The 20,988-nt window shown below is 71.5% G+C and carries 23 protein-coding genes and 1 pseudogene; 14 read left to right on the top strand and 10 right to left on the bottom strand.

The annotated features are described in order from the left end of the window. Positions 1-512, bottom strand: a pseudogene (locus JWR81_RS14855) (hypothetical protein); the annotation flags it as partial. Between the two features lie 570 nt (positions 513-1,082). Between JWR81_RS14855 and JWR81_RS14850 the strand changes: the two are divergent. Further along, complete coding sequence (locus JWR81_RS14850; protein ID WP_094921020.1) at positions 1,083-1,286, top strand: cold-shock protein; 204 nt, start codon at positions 1,083-1,085, stop codon at positions 1,284-1,286. 81 nt (positions 1,287-1,367) lie between these two features. Here JWR81_RS14850 and JWR81_RS14845 read toward each other — a convergent pair whose 3' ends face one another. Beyond that, positions 1,368-2,294, bottom strand: coding sequence for an NAD-dependent epimerase/dehydratase family protein (locus JWR81_RS14845; RefSeq protein WP_297651808.1), 927 nt, complete (start codon positions 2,292-2,294; stop codon positions 1,368-1,370). A 298-nt stretch (positions 2,295-2,592) separates the two neighbouring features. Here JWR81_RS14845 and JWR81_RS14840 point away from each other — a divergent pair, with 298 nt between their 5' ends. Continuing rightward, a complete protein-coding gene (locus JWR81_RS14840; RefSeq protein WP_297651804.1) occupies positions 2,593-3,111 on the top strand; it encodes a bifunctional DNA primase/polymerase in 519 nt (172 codons plus the stop codon). A gap of 560 nt (positions 3,112-3,671) precedes the next feature. Next, positions 3,672-4,886, top strand: a complete 1,215-nt coding sequence (locus tag JWR81_RS14835) for a DUF445 domain-containing protein (RefSeq protein ID WP_297651815.1) — start codon at positions 3,672-3,674, stop codon at positions 4,884-4,886. Between the two features lie 16 nt (positions 4,887-4,902). On the opposite strand, the gene JWR81_RS14830 is transcribed toward JWR81_RS14835, so the two are convergent. Together JWR81_RS14830 and crcB are read right to left on the bottom strand one after the other, a co-directional pair. Further along, positions 4,903-5,259 carry a CrcB family protein gene (locus JWR81_RS14830; protein WP_297651801.1) on the bottom strand — a complete coding sequence of 119 codons (357 nt, stop codon included), beginning with the start codon at positions 5,257-5,259 and terminating at the stop codon, positions 4,903-4,905. Further along, positions 5,256-5,726 carry a fluoride efflux transporter CrcB gene (crcB, locus tag JWR81_RS14825; RefSeq protein ID WP_297651799.1) on the bottom strand — a complete coding sequence of 157 codons (471 nt, stop codon included), beginning with the start codon at positions 5,724-5,726 and terminating at the stop codon, positions 5,256-5,258. Before crcB ends, JWR81_RS14830 begins: the two co-directional genes overlap by 4 nt. A gap of 299 nt (positions 5,727-6,025) precedes the next feature. On the opposite strand from crcB, the gene JWR81_RS14820 reads away from it, so the two are divergent. The 7 genes from JWR81_RS14820 to JWR81_RS14790 all read left to right on the top strand — a co-directional run bounded on the left by JWR81_RS14820 (position 6,026) and on the right by JWR81_RS14790 (position 12,795). After that, complete coding sequence (locus JWR81_RS14820; RefSeq protein ID WP_297651796.1) at positions 6,026-6,475, top strand: helix-turn-helix transcriptional regulator; 450 nt, start codon at positions 6,026-6,028, stop codon at positions 6,473-6,475. 5 nt (positions 6,476-6,480) lie between these two features. Next, complete coding sequence (locus JWR81_RS14815) at positions 6,481-7,269, top strand: hypothetical protein (RefSeq protein ID WP_297651793.1); 789 nt, start codon at positions 6,481-6,483, stop codon at positions 7,267-7,269. Positions 7,270-7,411: 142 nt separating this feature from the next. After that, on the top strand, positions 7,412-7,783 hold the full coding sequence (locus tag JWR81_RS14810) for a DUF2516 family protein (protein ID WP_297651788.1): 372 nt from the start codon (positions 7,412-7,414) through the stop codon (positions 7,781-7,783). Next, a complete protein-coding gene (locus JWR81_RS14805; protein WP_297651786.1) occupies positions 7,777-8,328 on the top strand; it encodes a YbaK/EbsC family protein in 552 nt (183 codons plus the stop codon). Before JWR81_RS14810 ends, JWR81_RS14805 begins: the two co-directional genes overlap by 7 nt. A 90-nt stretch (positions 8,329-8,418) precedes the next feature. Continuing rightward, positions 8,419-10,731, top strand: coding sequence for an endopeptidase La (lon, locus tag JWR81_RS14800; protein WP_297651783.1), 2,313 nt, complete (start codon positions 8,419-8,421; stop codon positions 10,729-10,731). 169 nt (positions 10,732-10,900) lie between these two features. Next, positions 10,901-12,298 (top strand): FAD-binding oxidoreductase, encoded by a 1,398-nt coding sequence (locus JWR81_RS14795; protein ID WP_297651780.1) that lies wholly within the window; start codon positions 10,901-10,903, stop codon positions 12,296-12,298. 56 nt (positions 12,299-12,354) lie between these two features. Next, the gene (locus JWR81_RS14790) at positions 12,355-12,795 is read left to right on the top strand and encodes a TIGR03667 family PPOX class F420-dependent oxidoreductase (protein ID WP_297651777.1); all 441 of its coding nucleotides are present in this window, start codon (positions 12,355-12,357) and stop codon (positions 12,793-12,795) included. Between the two features lie 43 nt (positions 12,796-12,838). Here the strand turns inward: JWR81_RS14790 and purU are convergent, their stop codons facing one another. Both purU and JWR81_RS14780 read right to left on the bottom strand, forming a co-directional pair. Beyond that, entirely contained in the window at positions 12,839-13,726 is an 888-nt protein-coding gene (purU, locus tag JWR81_RS14785; protein ID WP_297651774.1) for a formyltetrahydrofolate deformylase, read from the bottom strand. Between the two features lie 33 nt (positions 13,727-13,759). Beyond that, entirely contained in the window at positions 13,760-14,263 is a 504-nt protein-coding gene (locus tag JWR81_RS14780; RefSeq protein WP_297651772.1) for a DUF2505 domain-containing protein, read from the bottom strand. A gap of 24 nt (positions 14,264-14,287) precedes the next feature. On the opposite strand from JWR81_RS14780, the gene JWR81_RS14775 reads away from it, so the two are divergent. The 3 genes from JWR81_RS14775 (at position 14,288) to JWR81_RS14765 (ending at position 16,861) form a co-directional block, all read left to right on the top strand. Continuing rightward, positions 14,288-15,325, top strand: a complete 1,038-nt coding sequence (locus JWR81_RS14775; protein ID WP_297651769.1) for a UDP-N-acetylmuramate dehydrogenase — start codon at positions 14,288-14,290, stop codon at positions 15,323-15,325. Between the two features lie 104 nt (positions 15,326-15,429). Beyond that, on the top strand, positions 15,430-16,611 hold the full coding sequence (locus JWR81_RS14770; RefSeq protein WP_297651765.1) for an Ig-like domain-containing protein: 1,182 nt from the start codon (positions 15,430-15,432) through the stop codon (positions 16,609-16,611). A 43-nt stretch (positions 16,612-16,654) separates the two neighbouring features. After that, on the top strand, positions 16,655-16,861 hold the full coding sequence (locus JWR81_RS14765; protein ID WP_297651762.1) for a hypothetical protein: 207 nt from the start codon (positions 16,655-16,657) through the stop codon (positions 16,859-16,861). Between the two features lie 3 nt (positions 16,862-16,864). Here the strand turns inward: JWR81_RS14765 and JWR81_RS14760 are convergent, their stop codons facing one another. Further along, entirely contained in the window at positions 16,865-17,602 is a 738-nt protein-coding gene (locus JWR81_RS14760; RefSeq protein ID WP_297651759.1) for an SDR family NAD(P)-dependent oxidoreductase, read from the bottom strand. A gap of 18 nt (positions 17,603-17,620) precedes the next feature. Further along, positions 17,621-17,872 carry a DUF2530 domain-containing protein gene (locus tag JWR81_RS14755; RefSeq protein WP_297651756.1) on the bottom strand — a complete coding sequence of 84 codons (252 nt, stop codon included), beginning with the start codon at positions 17,870-17,872 and terminating at the stop codon, positions 17,621-17,623. A gap of 42 nt (positions 17,873-17,914) precedes the next feature. Here JWR81_RS14755 and JWR81_RS14750 point away from each other — a divergent pair, with 42 nt between their 5' ends. Continuing rightward, on the top strand, positions 17,915-19,345 hold the full coding sequence (locus JWR81_RS14750; protein ID WP_297651753.1) for an NCS2 family permease: 1,431 nt from the start codon (positions 17,915-17,917) through the stop codon (positions 19,343-19,345). A 143-nt stretch (positions 19,346-19,488) separates the two neighbouring features. Here JWR81_RS14750 and JWR81_RS14745 read toward each other — a convergent pair whose 3' ends face one another. Then, complete coding sequence (locus JWR81_RS14745) at positions 19,489-20,379, bottom strand: glycoside hydrolase family 16 protein (RefSeq protein WP_297651751.1); 891 nt, start codon at positions 20,377-20,379, stop codon at positions 19,489-19,491. A gap of 65 nt (positions 20,380-20,444) precedes the next feature. After that, a partial coding sequence (locus JWR81_RS14740) for a glycoside hydrolase family 16 protein (RefSeq protein ID WP_297651748.1) occupies positions 20,445-20,988 on the bottom strand: 544 nt, incomplete at its 5' end.

The raw sequence follows: 20,988 nt of genomic DNA, 5'->3' as shown, positions 1-20,988 counted from the left end.
TGCACGGTCAGCAGCACCCCGTTGAGCAGGCCGCCGAGCGGGGTGGCCGGCACCGCGACGGCGGGGCCGGGGACGGCGGGGGCCGGCACTGCGGCTGCGGGGTCCGGCACGGGAACATCCGGCGTCGCCGGGGCAGGGGCGGGGTCCTGCTCGGTGCTCACCTTCCCGGTCGGCAGGGACGGCGTCGCGGGCAGCGCGGGGACAGCCGCGACCCCGGGTGCGGCAGGAACGGCCGGTACCGCAGGCACCACCGGGACAACCGGCACCGCCGGTACGGGCACGAGCCCGCCCAGCACCGAGGGCAGCAGCCCCTGCACGGTCAGCAGCACCCCGTTGAGCAGGCCGCCGAGCGGGGTGGCCGGCACCGCGGGCACCGCGGGCACCGGCAGCGGCACGGGCAGCTGCGCCGGAGCCGCATTGAGAGAGGCCGGCATCTCGGCGGCGTTCGCCACGCCCGCGCCGCAGAGGGTGATCAACGCTCCCGTGGTCACTGCGGCAATCGACAGAGTCACTTTACGACCCCGCATCGGAGCCTCCCCGGATCAGTTCGGATGATGTCGGAAGAATGATGCGTGGCACCCATTTCCGGCACCAGGCTCCGGCGACCGGCCCACAGCCCGCTCCGCGACGATCGGTGACCGTTCCCGGCGTCTCCCCGCAGAACGGGTGTCACCCTCAGCGGTGACGCCTCCATGTCATCACCCTGACGCGCCGCGACGCGCTCGAACGGGGTCTGCGACGTTCGGCGGTACCGTCACCCGTTGGCGTGGGAGTTGACCTTCACTACCCGGTCGGGGTGGATTCTCACCGCGTGTGCACCGGATCCGGCTCAGCGGTGACGCACCGTAGCAGCCCCGAGGGGCGCCGTTCGTCGCGCGGTGGCTACAGCTCGGCGTGCCCCCGTGATAGGTTCCCCGGCGGTTGCAGTCGTGTCTTCCTCGATCGTTGTGAAGCGTCCGTGGAGAGTGACGGTGGGCTTCACGGACGTTCGAGGATCCTCTCCTGCGTACGTCGGTGTTCCCGTGCAGCCCCTTGTCGGCACAGTGCCGGCAGGGTCCGCTTCACGTGTATGGAGAACAGGTATGCCGCAGGGCACCGTCAAGTGGTTCAACGCCGAGAAGGGCTTCGGCTTCATCGCCACCGACGACAACGGTCCGGACGTCTTCGTCCACTACTCGGCCATCCAGTCGGACGGCTTCCGCACGCTCGAGGAGAACCAGCGGGTCGACTTCGAGTCGAGCCAGGGCGCGAAGGGTCCGCAGGCCGACACGGTCCGTCCCATCTGACCTCCCCCTCGGATCCGAACTTCTCCAGCCGGTGCCCCCAGGGGTGCCGGCTGGAGCCGTTTCCGGGTCCACCGTGCTCGGTCAGAGCGTCCGCAGCCACGCCGCGGTGCGGGCCAGTCCCTCGTCGATGCCGGCCGGGTCGAAGCCCAGAGCGCGAGCCCGGGCGTCGTCCACGTGCACCGGCGGGAACCCGCCGTAGACCTCCGAGCGCCGGGCGAACGTGCCGGCGTCGGGTCCGAGCGTCGAACCGGGTGGCAGCGTCCGCACGTGCTTCCCACCCGTCAGGTCGGCCGTCAGGTCGGCGAAGTCGTGCAGCATCCGGCTGTAGGGCGCGGCCTCCCCGCACAGCACGTACCGCTGCCCCGACTCACCCCGCTCGAGCACGAGCACCAGTCCGGCGGCGACGTCGTCGGCGAGCACCCAGCCGACCGTCGCGTCCACCACCTCCGGGACCTCGCCCCGCGCCGCGCCGATCAGCAGGGCGTTGTAGGAGTACGGCCCGAGCGGGCTCGGGCCGTAGATGCTCACCGGGCTGACGATCCGGACGTCCAGGCCGTCCGCGGCCGCGGCGAGCACCACGTCCTCCGCCTCCGCCTTCGCCGTCGAGTACGGGTCGGTGAGGGCAGGCGGGCCGGAGGGGCACTCGGCCACCAGTCCGGAGGCGTCCATCACCGCCGCCGACGTGCCGGTGTGGACGAACCGCGGCACCCCGGCGTCGAGGACCGCCGCCAGCACGGCGCGGGTGCCGTCGACGTTGGCGCGGCGGATGTCCTCCGGCGTACCGCCGACCGAACCGGCCAGGTGCAGCACGGCGTCGCAGCCCCGTGCCGCACGGCGCAGGCCGTCGGGATCGGCCAGATCGGCCACCACGAGGTCGACGTCCGGGGGCAGGAGCGCCGTGGCGCGGGCCCGGTCGCGCACCACCGCCCGCACGTCGTGGCCGCTGCGGACCAGCAGGTCGACGAGCGCGCTGCCGAGGTAGCCGGTGGCGCCGGTGGTCATCAGCATCCGGCGAGTCTCCCAGCGGGTGTTCGCGCCGCTTGTCGTGCATCCGCCCGCGACGACCGGTGCCGCGCCCGTTCGGAGCAGCCGTCGACCCGCCGTTCGCGTCCGGTCACCCGCTGCACGCGTGCCGCACGCCGCCGGGCAGCACTGCCCCCGGCGGACCCCGATCCGCTCGTCTCGGAGTCCTGGTCGGTCGTCGCGTGCCCCTCGCGGCGGCACATCCGAACCGGCAAGATCCGTGTTGAAGAACACAGCAGTGCATCGCGGCAAGCGGGATGCAGCACACACAGGAGGTCTCCGGATGTCGGGCTGGGACAGCTATCGCGCGGTGTACGGCGCGGAGCTGCGCGCGGCGGCGCGGGAGTTCGACGACCACGGCTGGTCCGTGGCAGAGCAGACCGCCACCACGTTGCTGCTGATCACCGGCCGGGCGCTGGACGTGCTGGAGGTGCCGGAGGCCACCGGCCGCCGGATGTGCGCCGAGCTCCGCGACGCGGGCCGGGTCGTCCCCGTGGCCGCCACCGACGCGGGCTCCTGGTGGTTCCCGATGAGCGCGGGTGCCGAGCTGCCGGCGGAGCTGGCGTCGGCCGCGGGCGTCGTGCTGCACGGCGCGGGCGACGCGGTGCTCGCGCCGCCGTCGCAGGTCCCCGACGGATGGGTGCACTGGCGGGTGGCCCCCGCGCTGGTCGGCTACAAGGTCCCTCCGGCCGACGTGATCTTCCATGCCGCCGTCGACGCCGTTCGACGGCAGACCGACCACGAGACGTACCCGGGCGCCCAGCGGTCCGCCGGTGTGGGAGTGGCGGTCATGCGGTCCTGAGACCGCGATCCGGCCCCCGGTCCGGTCCTCGCTGACGCAGCGCCTCGCGCTGCGCCGAGGGCCCCGGTGAGGCCGGTGGTGCGGATCCTGCCCGAGAGCGGCACTCCTGCCCTCGCAGCGCGTCCGCACCACCAAACGTGGCCGGGGTCGGTGGAGAGCCGCCGACCCCGGCCTGTTCCACGTGTCACGACGGGCGCCGCAGGAGCCGAGCCTCCCGGCGTCGTGGGGGCATCACGACCCCGGGAGGCATTTGGCCCCCGACCGGAGCGGATGGGAATGAGCCATCCACCGGCAGCCGGGCGCCCTCGTCCGGTGATGCTCCGCCCGATCGTCACGGGGCAGCGACGGTACGGGCAGAACACGCCGTTCGGACTCCAGGTGTTCGTGGGGACGGGCACTATGGGTTCGTGCAGACTTCGCAGTCCCCCCGATCGGACGCGTCGGGCGACGCCGACACAGGACCGATCGATACCGTGCCGGCCCGCAGGCGTCCGGTCGTGGAGGTCGGGCTCGGCCTCGGACGCGTGGATGAGTCCACCCGGGCGAACGACCTGCGGAAGATGAAGCGGTTCGCCACCGGCCTCCTGCTGCTCGCCACCGTCATTTTTCTGGTGTCGCGGTGGTGGGAGGTCAACGAGGGCCCCGTCTGGATCGGCTACGTCCGGGCGATGGCCGAGGCGGGCATGGTCGGCGCGCTGGCCGACTGGTTCGCCGTCACGGCGCTGTTCCGCCGCCCGCTGGGCCTGCCGATCCCGCACACGGCGATCATCCCGACGAAGAAGGACATGATCGGCGACAGCCTCGGCGATTTCGTCGGCGAGAACTTCCTCTCCGAGGACGTCGTGCGCGACAAGCTCGCCCGCGTCGAGATCTCTTCCCGGGTCGGAGCGTGGATCGCCGAGGAGGCCAACGCCGACCGCGTCACCGCCGAGCTCGCCACGGCCGCCCGCGGTGTCGTCACGGTGTTGCGCGACGAGGACGTGCAGGACGTCATCGAGCAGGTGCTCGTCCGCAAGCTCATGGAGAAGCCCATCGGCCCGCCGCTGGGCACCGTCCTGGAGGGCGTCCTCGCCGACGGCTCCCACCACCGGCTCGTCGACCTGGTCTGCGACCGCGCCTACGACTGGGTGGTGGCCAACCAGGAGATGGTGCTGCGGATCGTGCACGAGCGCGCGCCGTCGTGGTCGCCGCGGTTCGTCGACGACCTCATCGCCGACAAGCTGTTCCTCGAGGTGCAGAACTTCGCCTGGGCGGTGAAGACCGACCCCGAGCACCCGCTGCGCAAGGCGATCGACACGTTCCTCGTCGAGTTCGCCACCGACCTGCAGCGCGACCCCGACACCATCGAGCGCGCCGAGCGGATCAAGGCCCAGATCGTGGCGCACCCGGAGGTGCAACGGTTCATCGGCCAGGCCTGGGGCACTGTCAAGGGCCTCATCCTCGACGCCGCGGCCGACCCGTCCAGCGCGCTGCGCACCCGCGTGCGCGACGGCCTGGTGTCGTTCGGCACGCGCCTGAGCTCCGACGCCGAGCTACGCGGCAAGATCGACGGCTGGCTGGCCGACACGGCCGGCTACGTCGTGCGCCACTACCGCCGCGAGATCACCACGCTCATCACCGACACCGTCTCGCGCTGGGACGCCGAGGAGACCTCCCGCAAGGTGGAGCTCCAGGTGGGCCGCGACCTGCAGTTCATCCGCATCAACGGCACGGTCGTGGGCTCGCTCGCGGGCCTCGTGATCTACGCGGTGGGCCAGCTGGCCTTCGGCGGCTGAGCGCCCTCGGGGTTCGTCAGAGCGCTCGGCCCATCGCCAGGCCCAGGCCGGCCGCGCCGAGGCCTGCGGCCACCATGCCGACCGCGTTGAGCACGGCGAGCAGGCGGGCGCGGCCCGCGGCGAGCTGAACGCTCTCGTAGCCGAACGTCGAGTACGTGGTGAGCGCCCCGCAGAAACCCGTGCCGACCAGCGCGATCACCGCGGGGGAGGTGGTGGCACCCAGCACCAGGCCCAGCACGAACGACCCCACGACGTTGACGGTGAACGTGCCCCACGGGAACCCGGTGGAGTGGCGCGACTGCACGATCCGGTCGGTGGCGTAGCGCAGCGGGGCGCCCACCACGGCGCCGGCCACCACCAGCAGCGGGATCATCGGGTGCCCGCCGGGCGCACGGCGCGGGCGATCACGATGCCCAGCCAGGTGGCGGCGACCGCGGCCAGCAGCGTGCCCGCGATGTAGAGCAGCGCGGTGCCGACGTGTCCGGCGGCCAGCAGCTGCTCGGAGTCGACGGCATAGGTGGAGAACGTGGTGAAGCCGCCGAGGATCCCGGTGACGAGGAACGGGCGCACCAGGGGGTGCGCCTGCATCCACTCCGTGATCACCACGATGAGCGCCCCGATCAGGAAGCCGCCGACGACGTTGATTCCGAACGTGGCCAGCGGGAACGTCCCGGGGGAGTGGGGGAGCAGCAGGCCGACGCCGTAGCGGGCCAGCGCCCCGACCGCGCCGCCGAGCGCCACCACCCCGAGCGCCCGGCCCTGGCCGGAGAGGGGTTCGAGGACGCGGACGGGTGGGACGACGACCTCGTCCCCGCCGCTGGGGGGGAGCGCGTCGGCCATGCGCGGAACCTACCCGCGGTGATCCGCACGGACAGGCGTCACCGAGCCTCCCATCCGTTGTGGTGCGTCACGGCTTCGTGTTCGTCACGCCGAGTACGACCACTCGACCGCCGGCGTGCTGAAGAACGCGATCGACCACATCCACGTGGAGTGGGCGAACGGGTCGGCCGTCTTCGCCGGCATCAGCACGCATGGGAGAGCGGCGTGACACATGCCACCCCACCTGCGCAAGCACTGCGCTTGCTGTAGCTAGCACTCGCGGGTAGCGTCGCCCGCGTCGGAGACGGAGGTGATCCCACATGACGGGCAAGAAGAACGAGAACCCGGTCGGACAGGCCGTGGAACTGGTCGAGCAGGCCGGTCACGCCGTCGGTCAGGCCGTCACCGACATCGGTACCGACATCGGCAGCTACATCCGCAGCCAGCGCGAGGGCGCGCAGGTCTCGCTGCGCCAGCTGGCGCGCACCGCCGGTGTCAGCAACCCGTATCTCAGCCAGATCGAGCGCGGGCTGCGCAAGCCGTCCGCCGAGATCCTCCAGCAGATCGCGAAGGGCCTGCGGATCTCCGCAGAGGCCCTCTACGTGAAGGCCGGGATCCTCGAGGAGAAGCCGGCGAGCGCCGTCACCGATGCCGTGTTCGCCGACCCGACACTGACGGAGCGCCAGAAGCAGGTGCTCCTCGACATCTACCAGTCCTTCCGGCGGGAGAACGACGTCCACGTCGTCCCCTCCACAGACACTGAGGAGTGATCATCATGGCCGTTTCGCTTCCGACCGCCGCCGACGTCCGCAAGGCGCGCGAGCAGGCTGCCCACAACGTCGCCGAGCAGGCCGAGGTGGCCCGCACGCCGCTGCTGGCCGTCCTCGGGGTGGGCGACTTCGCCGTCGCCACCGTCTCGAAGGCCGTCGCCGAGGCCCGCGCCCGCGCCGCGGCTCGCCGCGAGCACCTGCAGAGCCAGGTCTCGGAGCTGCAGACCCAGGTCTCCGAGCTGCCGGCCCACCTCAGCACCGACGAGCTCCGCAAGCTGGTGGCCGAGCTGCGCACGCAGGCCGAGAGCACCGTCGCCGAGCTGCGCGAGCAGGCCGAGACCACCTACGAGGGCTTCGCCGAGCGCGGCGAGAAGGCCTGGGGCAAGATCCGCAAGCAGCCGCGGGTCAAGCAGGCGATCACGACGATCGAGTCCTACACCGAGAAGCTCGACGCCGCCGTCGACGACCTGGTGGACGACGCCCACGACGCCGCCGAGAAGGCGCTCATCACGGTGACCCGCCAGACCCGGTCCACCGGCGAGAAGGTCGCGCGCTCCACGCAGAAGGTCGCCGAGGAGGCCGCCGAGACGAGCCAGGACGTCTCCGAGACCATCGCCGCGAAGGGTGCCGAGGCCGCCGAGGTCGTCGCCGAGGCGGGTGACGAGGCGGCGCACGAGGCCCGCAGCGTCTCGCGCAAGGCCGCCAACCGCGCCGCCCCCAAGGCGACGCCGAAGACCACGGCCCGCAAGCCGGCCACCCGCCGGACCACGGGGAACGGCTCGTCCAGCAGCTGATCCCACGGTCGCGAGGCCGGCGCACCACCGCAGCACCCCCGGGGCCTCCCGCGCCTCGGGGGTGCTGCCGTGTCCAGCCCGTGTTCACGCTGGTCACACCTCGGGGATGTGCTGCACCCCGCCCCGCACGTACTCTGGGCGGGTGAACGTCCTCGAACACCTCGACTCGCTGGTGTTGTTCGTGATCGGTATCGCGGCCGCGCCGGTCGCGGCGTACGCGTTCATCCACGCGCTGCGGCAACGATCGGACGCCTTCACCGCTGTCGGCAAGCTGACCAAGAACGCCTGGCTGGGCATCACGGGCGCGTCGGCGTTCTTCATGCTGCTGATCCCGCTCTTCGGCGCCCTGACCTCGGTGTCCTACGCCGGGTTCTGGGGCGTGGTGGCCGCGTTCCAGGGGCCCGGCAGCAGCATGACGCTGTTCTGGCTGGCCGGCGTGGTGGCCGTCTCGGTCTACATCGTCGACGTGAAGCCCGCCATCGTCGGCGTCCAGGGTGGCGGACAGCGTTGGTGAACTGGCCCGTCCTCGGCACCCTCTCCGCGGTGCCGGCACTCGACCGTCCCGACCTGCTCGGCAAGCCCGTCCTGACCGCCCTGGAGGCGCTCGACCCCGCTGACGCCGCGCTCGTCGGCGTCGCGGAGATCGATCCCGACCTGGCCGACACCGCCGCGTTCTGCGAGGCCTACGGCTCGCCGCTCGACGGCTCGGCCAACTGCGTCGTCGTCGCCGGGCGCCGGGGCGAGGAGACGCGCTACGCGGCCTGCCTCGTGCTCGCCACCACCCGCGCCGACGTCAACGGCCTGGTCCGCAAGCGCCTGAACGCCCGCAAGGCCTCGTTCGCGCCGATGGACGACGCCGTGTCGCTCGCGGGCATGGAGTACGGCGGCATTACGCCCGTCGGGCTGCCCGACGACTGGCCGATCCTGGTCGACGCCGCGGTGGCCGCCGCTGACGCCGTGGTGATCGGCAGCGGCATCCGAGGCTCGAAGCTGGCCCTGCCCGGTTCCCTCGCGGCGCGCCTGGTGAACGCCGAGGTCGTCGAGGGTCTCGGAAGGTAGAGCCACCTCCGCTCAAGGTTCCTGCGTTCGCTCGCAGCGGATTTACTTGAGCGCTGGAATGTTGTCAACGGGGTAAGCGTTGCGCTGGACATGACAGAGACGCTGAAGCTGCCGGTGCTTCCGCTCGCCGACTCGGTGGTGCTGCCCGGCATGGTGGTTCCCGTCCGGCTCGACGAGCCGGAGATCCAAGCAGCGGTGGACGCGGCACAGAGCGTCGATCGCAAGGTCCTGATCGTTCCCCGCCCCGACGGCAAGTACGCCGCCGTGGGCACGATCGCCGTCCTCGAGCAGGTCGGCAGGCTCCCCAACGGAGAGAAGGCGGCCGTGGTGCGCGGCGAGGGCCGCGCGCAGATCGGGTCCGGTGTGACCGGTCCCGGTTCGGCCCTGTGGGTGGAGGCCACCCCCGTCGACGAGACGGTGACCGCCCCGGGCAAGGCCGCCGAACTGGCCAAGGAGTACAAGGCGCTGGTCGTCGGCATCCTGCAGCAGCGGGGCGCATGGCAGGTCGTGGACTCGGTGCAGCAGATCACCGACCCCGGCCAGCTCGCCGACACCGCCGGCTGGGCCTCCTACCTCGACCTGGACCACAAGGCCCAGCTGCTCGCCGAGATCGACGTGATCAAGCGGCTCGAGCTGCTCATCGGCTGGACGCGCGAGCACGTGGCCGAGCAGGAGGTCTCCGAGAAGATCTCGAACGACGTCCGCGAGGGCATGGAGAAGACCCAGCGCGAGTTCCTGCTGCGCCAGCAGCTGGCCGCGATCCGCAAGGAACTGGGCGAGGACGAGCCAGAGGGCGCCGACGACTACCGCACCCGTGTGGAGTCCGCCGACCTGCCCGAGCACGTCCGCAAGGCCGCGATGACCGAGGTCGGCAAGCTGGAGCGCGCGTCGGACCAGAGCCCGGAGTCGGGCTGGATCCGCACGTGGCTCGACACCGTCCTCGACATGCCGTGGAGCGAGAGCACCACGGACAACACCGATCTGAAGGCGGCCCGGGAGATCCTGGACGCCGACCATGCCGGCCTCGACGACGTGAAGGAGCGTCTGATCGAGTTCCTGGCCGTCCGCGCCCGGCGTGACCGCAAGGGCATGGAGAAGGTCGGCGGCCGCGGTTCAGGTGCGGTGCTGTCGCTCGTCGGTCCTCCCGGTGTGGGCAAGACGTCGCTGGGTGAGTCCGTGGCGCACGCGCTCGGCCGCAAGTTCGTCCGCGTCGCCCTCGGCGGCGTCCGTGACGAGGCCGAGATCCGCGGGCACCGGCGTACCTACGTCGGCGCGCTGCCCGGCCGGATCGTCCGCGCCATCCGCGAGGCGGGCACGATGAACCCCGTCGTGCTCCTCGACGAGATCGACAAGGTCGGCAGCGACTTCCGTGGCGACCCCACGGCAGCCCTGCTCGAGGTGCTCGACCCAGCGCAGAACCACACGTTCCGCGACCACTACCTCGAGGTCGACCTCGACCTGTCCGACGTGCTGTTCCTGGCCACCGCCAACGCGTTCGACACCATCCCCGGCCCGCTCCTGGACCGCATGGAGGTCGTCACGCTCGACGGCTACACCGAGGCGGAGAAGATCGCCATCGCGCGCGACCACCTGCTGCCCCGGCAGATCGAGAAGGCCGGCCTGGAGCCGTCCGACGTCGAGTTCACGGAGGTGGCGCTCGGCATGATCGCCGCCGAGTACACCCGCGAGGCGGGCGTGCGGCAGCTGGAGCGGGGCCTGGCCAAGGCCCTGCGCAAGGTGGCCGTCAAGCTCGACAGCGACGACGTCGAGCGCCCGGTGCACATCGACGCCGACGCGCTCGTCACGTTCCTGGGACGGCCCCGGTTCACGCCGGAGTCGGCCGAGCGCACCTCGGTGCCGGGCGTGGCGACCGGGCTCGCTGTGACGGGAGCCGGTGGCGACGTGCTGTTCATCGAGGCCACCTCGATGGAGGGCGAGCCTGGCCTGATCCTCACGGGTCAGCTGGGCGACGTCATGAAGGAGTCGGTCTCGATCGCGCTGTCGTACCTGCGGTCCCGCGGGATGGCGGGCGACCTGGCGTCGAAGAAGCTCCACGTCCACGTCCCCGCGGGCGCGGTCCCGAAGGACGGGCCGAGCGCGGGAGTCACGATGACGACGGCGCTCGCGTCGCTCGCCAGCGGACGTCCGGTGAGGTCGTCGGTCGGCATGACCGGCGAGGTCACGCTGCAGGGCAAGGTGCTCCCGATCGGCGGGGTCAAGCAGAAGCTGCTGGCCGCGCACCGGGCGGGCCTCACCGACGTGATCATTCCGAAGCGCAACGAGCCCGACCTCGACGACCTGCCTGAGTCGGTGCGCGGTGAGCTGCGGATCCACCCGGTCGCGGACGTGAGCGAGGTGCTGGAGCTGGCCCTGGAGCCGGCGCCGGTGTCCGCCGCGGCCTGACCTACACACATACACAGAAACGGCGCTCCCGGAAGGGGGCGCCGTTTCTGTGTGTGACGTGGACCACGCCCCCGTGAGCTGACGCCCGGCCGCACGTATCACAGGCCCCTCGTGCCGACTCAGGCTTCGTGGCGACGTCATCAGAGCGCGCCCGGGAGGGACGACTGTCATGACCCAGACGATCGGTGGAGGCATCCAGGCACTGCGCGAGGCGATGGCAGGCCCCGTGATCACCCCTGGTGATGCGGAGTACGACGAGGCTCGGAAGGTCTGGAACGCGGAGATCGACCGGCACCCGGGCGTGATCGCCCGGTGCGCGACAGCCGGGGACGTCGTGGCAGCGGTCGATTTCGCGCGCGAGCACAGCCTGGAGATCTCGATCCGCTGCGGGGCCCATCAGTGTGCTGGCCTGGCCGTCTGCGACGACGGCTTGATGATCGACCTCAGCCTGCTCAACCAGGTCGTGGTCGACCCGGACGCCCGGCGGGCGCGGGTGGGCGGTGGTGCGCTTCTCGCCGACGTGGACGCGGCGACACAGGTCCACGGTTTGGCGACGCCCGTCGGCCTGATCGGCCACACCGGGATCGGAGGTATCGCGCTCGGAGGTGGCATGGGGTGGCTGACCCGCAAGTTCGGGCTCAGTTGCGACAACCTGGAATCAGCCCAGATCGTCACCGCGGCCGGGCGAGTGCTCAGGGTGGCGGAGGACGAGAACCCCGATCTGTTCTGGGCCGTCCGGGGAGGCGGTGGCAACTTCGGCGTCGTCACCGAGTTCGAGTTCCGTCTCCACGAGGTGGACCCCATGGTCGAGCTCGGCTTCTTCTTCTGGAGCCTCGAGGACGGCCCGGCTGCGCTGCGGCTCGCCCGCGACGTCATCGCCACGATGTCGCTGGACGTCAATGTCGTGGTGGGCTCGATGAACGCACCGCCGGCGCCCTTCGTGCCGGAGGCGCATCACTTCACACCCGGGTACGTCATGTTGCTGACAGGCTTCGACGGCACACCGGAGCACGCCCGGCTCGTGGCCCGGATCCGGGAGAGCCTGCCCCCGCTGTTCGACATGGTCACCCCCATGCCGTACGTCGAGCTCCAGAAGATGCTGGACGAGGGCAACGCCTGGGGTTTCTACTGCTACGAGAAGGCCACCTACGTCGAGGATCTGTCCGACGACGTCATCGATGTGGTGGCCGAGCAGGTCCTCCGTAAGAGCTCACCGATGTCGCTGTTGCTGTTCTACCGCCTCGACAGCGCCTACAGCCGGGTGGCCGAGGACGACACCGCGTTCGGAGGAGCGCGCTCGCCGCGGTTCGCCGCGTTCATCGTCGCCTTGGCGCCGGACCGTGACCTGCTCGCAGCGGATCGCGTGTGGGTCCGCACCTTCTGGGAGGCACTGCGACCGCACGCCGTCGGTGACGGCAGCGGGTACGTCAACGAACTCATGGAGTTCGACGAGGATCGCGTGCGTTCGACCTACGGAGCCCGGAAGTACGAGCGGCTGGCCCGCATCAAGGGCGAGTACGACCCGGGGAACCGGTTCCACCTCAACGCCAACATCAAGCCGGCCTGACGCCGTGGTGGCGCCGGGCCGGGAATGGTGGTCCGGCGCCGCCGCGTTGTAGCCGTATGACTTCGGACACATCCGTGCTGCCCGACCCGTCCACCGAGTTCGGGGCGCGCGTCGCCCGCCGCCTGGCCGAGGAGCCGATCGCGTGGCTCACGGTCGTCGACGGTGCCGGCACGCCCCAGCCCGCGCCCGTCTGGTTCCTCTGGGACGGCGCCACCGCCCTGATCTACAGCGTCGGGAACGCGAAGCGCCTCGACCACCTGCGGGCCGACCCGAAGGTCGCGCTGCATCTGGACAGTGACGGTCACGGCGGCGACATCGTCGTGCTGACCGGCGAGATCGTCGAGGCACCGGACGAGCCCGCGGTGCCCGACAACCCCGTCTACCTGGAGAAGTACGGCGCGTCGATCGCCGCGGGGAGCTGGGGGACGCCGGCGGTGTTCGCCGAGACGTTCTCGGTGCCGCTGCGCTTCCGCCCGCGGCGGGTGCGCGGCCACTGACGTCCCACCCCGTCCCCGGTTCGTGTCGACTCGCGGGTGGGGGCTAGCGGAAGACCACCGTCTTGTTGCCGTGCACCAGGACGCGGTCCTCGAGGTGCCAGCGCAGGCCGCGGGAGAGCACGAGGCGCTCGATGTCGCGGCCGCGGCGGACCATGTCGGCGGCGGTGTCGCCGTGGTCCACGCGGATCACGTCCTGCTCGACGATCGGGCCGGCGTCCAGGTCGGCCGTGACGTAGTGGCAGGTGGCTCCGATCAGCTTGACGCCGCGGGCGTGGGCCTGGTGGTAGGGCCGCGCGCCGACGAACGACGGCAGGAAGCTGTGGTGGATGTTCAGGGCCTTCCCGGCCCAGGCCTCGCACAGCTCCGCGGGCAGGATCTGCATGAAGCGGGCCAGTACGATCGCGTCCGGTTCGTGCTCCTCCACGAGCTTGCGCAGCTCCGCGAACGCGGCCGGTTTGCCGTCGGCGGGGAACGGCACGTGGTGGAACGGCACTCCGTGGGCGCGGACGATGTCGCCCAGCACCTCGTGGTTGCCGATCACGGCGTCGAGCTGCACGGGCAGCTCACCGGCGGAGACGCGGCCCAGCAGGTCGTGCAGGCAGTGCGGCTCCTTGCTCACCAGGAGCACCGCGCGCTTCGGCACGCCCGTGTCGGTGACGGTCCAGCGCGCCTCCGGGCCGATCTCGGCCGCCACGGCGGAGAAGCGGTCCCGCAGCTCGTCGGCGTCGAAGGGCAGGGAGTCGGCACGCACGACCTGGCGGGTGAAGAACCAGCCGGTGGTGGGATCGGAGGGGCTGTGATCCGAGTGATAGGCCGCCTCGACGATCCAGCCGCCCGCGTCGGCGAGGAACCCGGAGATCCTCGCCACGATCCCCGTCGTGTCGGGGCAGCTCAGGGTGATGACGTACCGGCGCTCGGCAGAGGGGTCCACGGCACGAATCGTCGCACCCGGGCGCGGGGCGGATCAGTGCGAGTCGAGCCACTTCAGCGTGAACTCGGTCTCCAGGCTCAGCAGCTCCTTCACCCGCTCGGCCACGACGCTCTCGATCTTCCCGCCGATGAGCGGCACGTTGACCGTGACGTCGGTGCGCACCACGAGCTCGCTGCTCGACGCGTCGAGATCGTGCAGGCGCATGCCACCGACCGCGGAGGCCGGCGTGCCCTTGATGCCCACCTGTGACTCGCCCTCGTAGCGGCCCGGCTCCTTGCGGGTCCAGGTCTCCAGCCGCTCGACGAGGATGTCGCCGGTCAGGAAGGTGCGCACCACGGGCGGCAGGTCCTTGGACTCGAGGCCTTGCCGGACCCGGAACCGGGCGCTCCGGTCGTCGGCGGTGTGCTCGAGGAGGACCGCGTCCTTGCCGCCGACCTCGGCGAGGCGGGCCCGCAGGTAGTCGGGATCGACCATCGTCGTGAAGACCTTCTCGGCGGGGTAGGCCGACGTCGACCGGTACTCGCTCTGCCGTGACATGGGGGGAGGCTACCGTTGGCCGCCGTGCCGGTTCCTGATGTGGCGACCTCCCTGGCCCCCCTGACGACGCTGCGCCTCGGCGGTCCCGCCCGGCGTCTCGTCGACGCCGCGAGCGCGGCCGCGGTCGTCGAGGCCGTACGCGTGGCCGACGCCGCGGGCGAGCCGGTGCTGCTGCTGGGCGGCGGATCCAACGTCGTCATCGCCGACGAGGGCTGGCCCGGAACGGTGGTGCGGGTGGCGAGCCGCGGGCGGGACGTCGAGCGCAGGCCGGACGGCTCCGTGGTACTCACCGCGGAGGCGGGCGAGGACTGGGACGGTGTCGTCGCCGCCACCGTGGCCGAGGGCCTCGGCGGGCTGGAGTGCCTTTCGGGCATCCCCGGGCGCACCGGCGCCACACCTGTGCAGAACGTCGGCGCGTACGGCGTCGAGATCGCCGACCTGCTTCTCGACGTCGACCTGTACGACCGCGGCACCGGCGTCGTCCGCGACCACGTGCCCGCTGCCGAGCTGGGGCTCGCCTACCGGACGAGCACGCTCAAGGGCCGCGACGACGCGATCGTGCTGCGCGTCCGCTACCTGCTGCCGGGCGACGGCGCGAGCGCCCCGATCCGCTACCCGGAGCTCGCGCGGGCGCTGGGCGTCGAGCCCGGGGAGCGTGTGGCCGCCGCGGCCGCGCGCGACGCGGTCCTCGGGCTGCGCCGGGGCAAGGGCATGGTGCTCGACGCCGCCGACCACGACACCTGGAGCGTGGGTTCGTTCTTCACCAACCCGGTGCTCCCCGAGCCGGACGCGCCCGCCGAGGCGCCTCGCTGGCCCGCGGGGCCGGGCCGGGTGAAGGTGCCTGCGGCCTGGCTCATCGAGCACGCCGGATTCCGCCGCGGCCGCCGCGGCCCGGGCGGCCGGGTCGCGCTGTCGGGCCGTCATGTCCTGGCTCTCACCCATCGGGGTGACGGCACGACGTCCGACCTCCTGATCCTCGCTCGCGAGGTTCGTGACGGCGTGCGTCACGCCTTCGGGGTCGAGCTCGTACCGGAACCCGTTCTGGTCGGCTGCGTTCTGTGATCGTCGCGTAGCCTTTGTCCGGTACCGCGGAGGCGTCGGGCAACCGGGGAGCGCCCGAGACGTCCTTCTCTGCGGGACATCTCGACAAGGGGGACCATTCGACGATGCGACGCATCCTGCTCGTGCTGGCCGTGATGATGGTGGGTTCGCTGGGCGTGGTGACGGCAGCCACCGCCCAGGGCGGCCGCACCACCATCGCCGCGCCGACGGGGGGACCGGCCACGGTCGCGGCTCCTGCCGCCACCGTGGCCTACACGCCCGTCGCGAACACGAGCCGCGTCGACCCTGGCGCGAAGGCCACGGCCACGGTGCGGGACGGCGCCTTCGACGAGGTCACGCTCACCGACGAGGACGGCAAGGCCGTCCCCGGCGAGCTGAACGCCGACAGGACCACCTGGACCAGCACCGCACCGCTGGGCTACGGCGCCAACTACACCTGGGGCGGCACCGCCACCGGCACCGACGGCGCCCAGGTGCCCCTCCGGGGCTCCTTCACCACCGTGTCGCCGAGCAAGCGCATCCGCGGCACCGTCAACATCGGCGACAACCGCACGGTCGGCATCGCGGCGCCCATCCGCATCCAGTTCAACGACCACGTCGTCGACCGCGCCGCCGCCGAGCGGGCGCTGAAGGTCGAGACGTCCGTGCCCGTCGAGGGCGCGTGGGGCTGGCTGCCCGACGAGGGCGGCGGCTCGCGCGTCGACTGGCGGCCGAAGGCGTACTGGCCGGCCGAAACCGAGGTCACGGTCACCGCGAACCTCCGTGACGTGCCCTACGGCGGCGGCGCCGTCGGCGCGGCGAACGTCACCTCGACGTTCCGGATCGGTAGGGCCCAGATCGTCAAGGCCGACGCCAAGAGCTTCCGCATGGTCGTCATCCGTGACGGCGAGCAGATCTTCGACTTCCCGGCCAGCTACGGGCTCGCCTCCGACCCGCAGCGCAACACCCGCTCGGGCGTCCACGTGGTGAGCGAGAAGTTCACCGACAAGCGCATGGTGAGCCAGCAGTACGGCTACGACAGCGTGGAGAAGTGGGCCGTCAGGATGAGCAACAACGGTGAGTTCATCCACGCCAACCCGAACTCCGCCGCCGCTCAGGGCTCCTCCAACGTCACTCACGGCTGCGTCAACCTCTCGACCGACAACGCCAAGGCGTACTACGACACCGCGCTCTACGGCGACCCCGTGGAGGTCACCAACACCCCGATCCAGCTCTCGTCCAGGGACGGCGACATCTGGGACTGGACGCTGTCCTGGCAGAAGTGGCAGACGCTCTCCGCGCTCTGACCAGCGGGTGGTTGCCGGCTGGGGCCCTCGGGTACGGGCCCGTATGCGACCCGACGATCTGAGCGACCGGTCCGCCACCCGCGCCGAGCCCCTCCCCGAGGAGCGGGCCGTGGAGGAGGGCGGTGAGGACCGTCGCGCCGAGGCGGCCGAGATCCTGCGTGAGTCCGAGGAGCGCGTCGGGGACGCCGCCGGCGCCGTCGCCCCCGGCGACGTCGCGGACGAGCACCGCCACAGCGAGGACACGGCCTGACGATCAGCCCTCGCGGTACGCGCGCATTCCGCTGGCCTGGGCCCGGGGCTTGAGCACGATCTGGTCCAGGTTCACGTGGCTCGGACGGGTGGCGGCGAACGCGATCACGTCCGCGACGTCGCCGGCCGTCAGCGGCGTGATCCCCTTGTAGACGTTGTCGGCCTTGCCGGCGTCGCCGTCGAAGCGGACCAGTGAGAACTCGGTCTCCACCATGCCGGGGAGGATCTCGGTGAGCCGGATCGGCTGCCCGAGGAGCTCGCCGCGCAGGGTGCGGTGCAGCATCGCCTGGGCGTGCTTGGCTCCGGTGTAGCCGGCGCCGTTGTCGTAGGGCTCCAGCGCGGCGATCGACGTGACGGTGACGATGTGCCCGTCGCCCGAGGCGAGCAGGGCGGGCAGCAGTGCCTTCGTGACGCGCAGCGTGCCGATCACGTTGGTCTCGTACATCCAGCGCCAGGCATCCTCGTCCGCCTCGGCCACGGGCTCCAGGCCTTTTGCGCCTCCGGCGTTGTTCACCAGCAGCTTGGCCCCGGGTACGGCGGCGGCGAAGGCGGCCACGGACTCGGGGTCGGTGACGTCCAGGCGTACCGCGGTGCCGTCGATCTCCGCCGCGATCTCCGCGAGGCGGTCGGTGCGGCGCGCGCCCAGGACGACGTGGAAGCCGGCCTTCGCGAGCGCGCGGGCGGTGGCTGCCCCGATGCCGGAACTGGCGCCGGTGACGACGGCGGTGGGTCGATCGGTCATGCCGCAGACCCTAAGCCGTCAGTCCAGGCCCTGCTGTGCCGTGCGGGAGCCGCGCCTGGCCGCGGCCCGCTGCCACGCGAAGACGCTGTAGCCGACGCCGCCGAGGCCCGCCCCGACGACGCAGGTGAGGAACCAGATGTCGAGCGGCCGGTCGCCGGTGAACCATGTGACGAGCAGGACGACGGCGGCGGCGAGCCACGCCAGGCTGCCCATCGCGAGGACGGTGCTCATCTGGTTGAACCGGGGCGGGAGCGGCGGGGGGGCGACCACACCGGCCAGCGTAGGACGTGATGTGCGCCTACGGTATCGGCCGTGCTCGAGAAGCTCTTCCGCGTTTCCGAGCGCGGCTCCACGGTCGGCCGTGAGCTGCGCGGTGGCCTCGTCACGTTCGTGACGATGTCCTACATCATCGTCCTCAACCCGCTGATCCTCGGCTCGTTCTCGCCCGAGGGCCCCGGCGCCAAGAAAGACGTGCTCGGGCACGTGCTCGCAGTCCCGCAGGTCGCGGCCGTCACGGCGCTGGCGGCCGGGGTCATGACGCTGGTCTTCGGGCTGGTGGCCAACCTGCCCTTCGCCCTCGCGACGGGCCTCGGCATCAACGTCCTCGTCGCCGCCACGCTCGCGCCGATGATGACATGGCCGGAGGCGATGGGCCTGGTGGTGATCGACGGGCTGATCATCGTGCTGCTCGCCGCGTCCGGCCTGCGGACAGCCGTCTTCAACGCGGTGCCACCGTCGCTCAAGGCGGCGATCGCCGTCGGGATCGGGCTGTTCATCGCGTTCATCGGGCTGGTGGACTCGGGGTTCGTGCGCCGCATCCCCGATGCCGCGGGCACCACCGTCCCGGTCGAGCTGGGCAGCGGCAACTCGATCGCCACCTGGCCGACGTTCGTGTTCGTGATCGGGCTGCTGGTCACCGGGCTGCTCGTGGCCCGCCAGGTGCGCGCGGGCATCCTGATCGGCGTGGTGATCACCACGGTGGTGGCGATCGTCGTCGAGGCGTTCGTGCACGTCGGCTCGTCGGCCACGAACCCGGCGGGCTGGTCGCTGTCGGTGCCGGCGCTGCCGTCGAGCATCGTCGGGTTGCCCGACCTCTCGCTCGTCGGCGCGTTCTCGTTCGGCGCGTTCTCCCGCCTCGACATCATCACCGTGGTGCTGCTGGTGTTCACGCTCGTGCTCGCCAACTTCTTCGACGCCATGGGGACCATGACGGGGCTGGGCAAGCAGGCCGGGCTCGTGGACGAGAACGGCCAATTGCCGAACGTCGGACGCGCGCTCATCGTCGAGGGGACGGGCGCAGTGGTGGGCGGCGCGGTGTCGAGCTCGTCGAACACAGTGTTCGTGGAGTCGGCGTCGGGGATCGCGGAGGGGGCCCGCACCGGGCTCGCCAACGTGCTCACCGGCGTGCTGTTCCTGCTCGCGATGTTTCTGACGCCGCTCTACGCGATCGTGCCGATCGAGGCGGCCGCGCCGGCGCTGGTGATCGTCGGCGCGCTGATGATCCGGCAGATCACCGAGATCGACTTCACCGATTTCCGCATCGGGTTGCCGGCGTTCCTGACGATCGTGGTCATGCCGTTCACGTACTCGATCGCCAACGGGATCGGCGCGGGCTTCGTGTCCTACGTGGTGCTCGCGGCGGGCACGGGGCGGGCGCGGACCGTGCACCCGCTGATGTGGGTGGTGGCCGTGGCGTTCCTGGCCTACTTCGCGGTGGTGCCGCTGCGCACGCTCCTCGCATGAGGGCTTGCGCCGCAGAGTGAGGTTAGGCTAACCTCATGTCGTCGCTTCGTGGTGGGAGCGGCGCGTCAGTTCGGGAAACGATATCGGGGTCCTGGCCAGCCGGCCAGGACCCCGATTCGCGTCCGTGGAGGTGCGTGCAGCGGCTACAGGCCGTAGATGCGCACCCAGTCGACCTGGAAACCCACGCTCTGCGGCGTCTGGGCGTTGCGGGCGGGGATCCAGTCGTCGCCGTAGGGGCCCACGTCCTGCTGGATGGCGAGGTGCATGGGGCGCGGAGGGATCTGGTCCTTCTCCGTGGTCCGGAAGATCTGCTGGCCGTCGATGAAGCCGGCGATGTGGTCGGGCGTCCACTCGACCGCATAGTTGTGCCACTGCGTGAAGTCGCCGGGCACGCCGACGCCGTTCTGGCTGTTGTCGGCGCCGTAGTGGACGGTGAAGTTGGCGATCTTGCGCTCGGGCTTCGGCATCTCGAGGAAGTCGATCTCGCCGCCCTCGGGCCAGTCCTCCGCGTCGGGCCACAGCAGCATGACCGGGCCGTAGCCCGCGCCGGCCTGCGACCGGGCCCTGACCTCCCAGCGGCCGTACTGCTGGCCGGGGTACCAGGACAGGCCGCCGGACTCGTTGCCGTGGCTGTTGATCGTCAGCACGCCGTTGCCCACCACGAGGTTGTCGGGGTTGTTGCGGCCGACGTTCTCGGTGGTGCCGCCGCTGTAGGCGCTCCACGTCCGCGTGTTGAGGGAGGTGCCGTCGAACTCGTCGTCGGCTGTCGGGGTGCCCCAGCTCAGGAGCTTGGCCGCCTCGGTGTCCGAGCTCGCGTTCGGGTCGAGGGTGGCGCTCTTCTGCGGGTTGAGCGGGCCGCCGTTGTGCTGGGCGGACGTCGTGTGGGAGGAGCCGCCGCGGACCACCGTCAGGGTGATCGCGACGAGTGCGACGACAGCCGCGACCGCAAGCACGATGATCACAGCCCGTCGGCGGTCGGGAGGAGGGCCGGGGGGCTGGGGATCGGATGCGGCCAGCTGCTGTGTGTCGGACACTCCGGTCACAGTAGGCAATGACCACTGTGCCCAGGCTGAGAACCCCGCTCTGCCCGGCGCGCCCGTCACCCCCAGCCGAACATGCGACGCAGCAGGTCACGGACCGGTGACGAGCCCTGGCCGCCGCCGCCGCCGTCGCCGCCGTCGCCGCCCGCGGAGCCCTGTCCTGTCCCGGACGGTGCGGCGGTGCCGTCGAGGCTGTACTGGCGCACCCAGTCGACCTGCATCGTCGTCTCCTTCGCGGTGTCGCCCTGCGGGAACCAGTCGAGCTGGATGCACAGGTGCATCGGCCCCGGTGGGAGCGTGCCGGTGTCGGTGGTGCGGAACCACTGCTCGCCGTCGAGGTAGGCCGTGATCGACTCGGCGGTCCACTCCACCGCCCAGTTGTGCCACTGCGTCGCGTCGGCCTGCACCGCGCCGTCGAGCTGGGAGTTGTCGGCCCCGTAGTGGAGGAACATCTTCGTCTCCTGGCGGGTCGGGTCGGAGATCTCCATGAAGTCGACCTCGCCGCCGGACGGCCAGTCCTCCGCGTCGGGCCAGAGCAGCAGCAGGGCGTTGTAGGAGGGATCGCCGACCGGCGCGCGGACGCGACCCTCCCAGCGGCCGTAC

Source organism: Pseudonocardia sp. (assembly GCF_025965585.1).
GTDB lineage: Bacteria > Actinomycetota > Actinomycetes > Mycobacteriales > Pseudonocardiaceae > Pseudonocardia.
This window is presented reverse-complemented; position numbering and strand designations above follow the sequence as displayed.

Excerpts from the sequence above, each read along its gene's own strand:
- crcB (WP_297651799.1), bottom strand. The coding sequence starts at position 5,726 with ATGGCCGACGCGCTCCCCCCCAGCGGCGGGGACGAGGTCGTCGTCCCA.
- JWR81_RS14845 (WP_297651808.1), bottom strand. The coding sequence starts at position 2,294 with ATGCTGATGACCACCGGCGCCACCGGCTACCTCGGCAGCGCGCTCGTC.
- JWR81_RS14770 (WP_297651765.1), top strand. The coding sequence starts at position 15,430 with ATGCGACGCATCCTGCTCGTGCTGGCCGTGATGATGGTGGGTTCGCTG.
- JWR81_RS14790 (WP_297651777.1), top strand. The coding sequence starts at position 12,355 with ATGACTTCGGACACATCCGTGCTGCCCGACCCGTCCACCGAGTTCGGG.
- JWR81_RS14765 (WP_297651762.1), top strand. The coding sequence starts at position 16,655 with ATGCGACCCGACGATCTGAGCGACCGGTCCGCCACCCGCGCCGAGCCC.
- JWR81_RS14815 (WP_297651793.1), top strand. The coding sequence starts at position 6,481 with ATGGCCGTTTCGCTTCCGACCGCCGCCGACGTCCGCAAGGCGCGCGAG.
- JWR81_RS14840 (WP_297651804.1), top strand. The coding sequence starts at position 2,593 with ATGTCGGGCTGGGACAGCTATCGCGCGGTGTACGGCGCGGAGCTGCGC.
- JWR81_RS14820 (WP_297651796.1), top strand. The coding sequence starts at position 6,026 with ATGACGGGCAAGAAGAACGAGAACCCGGTCGGACAGGCCGTGGAACTG.
- JWR81_RS14795 (WP_297651780.1), top strand. The coding sequence starts at position 10,901 with ATGACCCAGACGATCGGTGGAGGCATCCAGGCACTGCGCGAGGCGATG.
- lon (WP_297651783.1), top strand. The coding sequence starts at position 8,419 with ATGACAGAGACGCTGAAGCTGCCGGTGCTTCCGCTCGCCGACTCGGTG.
- JWR81_RS14780 (WP_297651772.1), bottom strand. The coding sequence starts at position 14,263 with ATGTCACGGCAGAGCGAGTACCGGTCGACGTCGGCCTACCCCGCCGAG.
- JWR81_RS14830 (WP_297651801.1), bottom strand. The coding sequence starts at position 5,259 with ATGATCCCGCTGCTGGTGGTGGCCGGCGCCGTGGTGGGCGCCCCGCTG.
- JWR81_RS14760 (WP_297651759.1), bottom strand. The coding sequence starts at position 17,602 with ATGACCGATCGACCCACCGCCGTCGTCACCGGCGCCAGTTCCGGCATC.
- JWR81_RS14835 (WP_297651815.1), top strand. The coding sequence starts at position 3,672 with ATGAAGCGGTTCGCCACCGGCCTCCTGCTGCTCGCCACCGTCATTTTT.
- JWR81_RS14850 (WP_094921020.1), top strand. The coding sequence starts at position 1,083 with ATGCCGCAGGGCACCGTCAAGTGGTTCAACGCCGAGAAGGGCTTCGGC.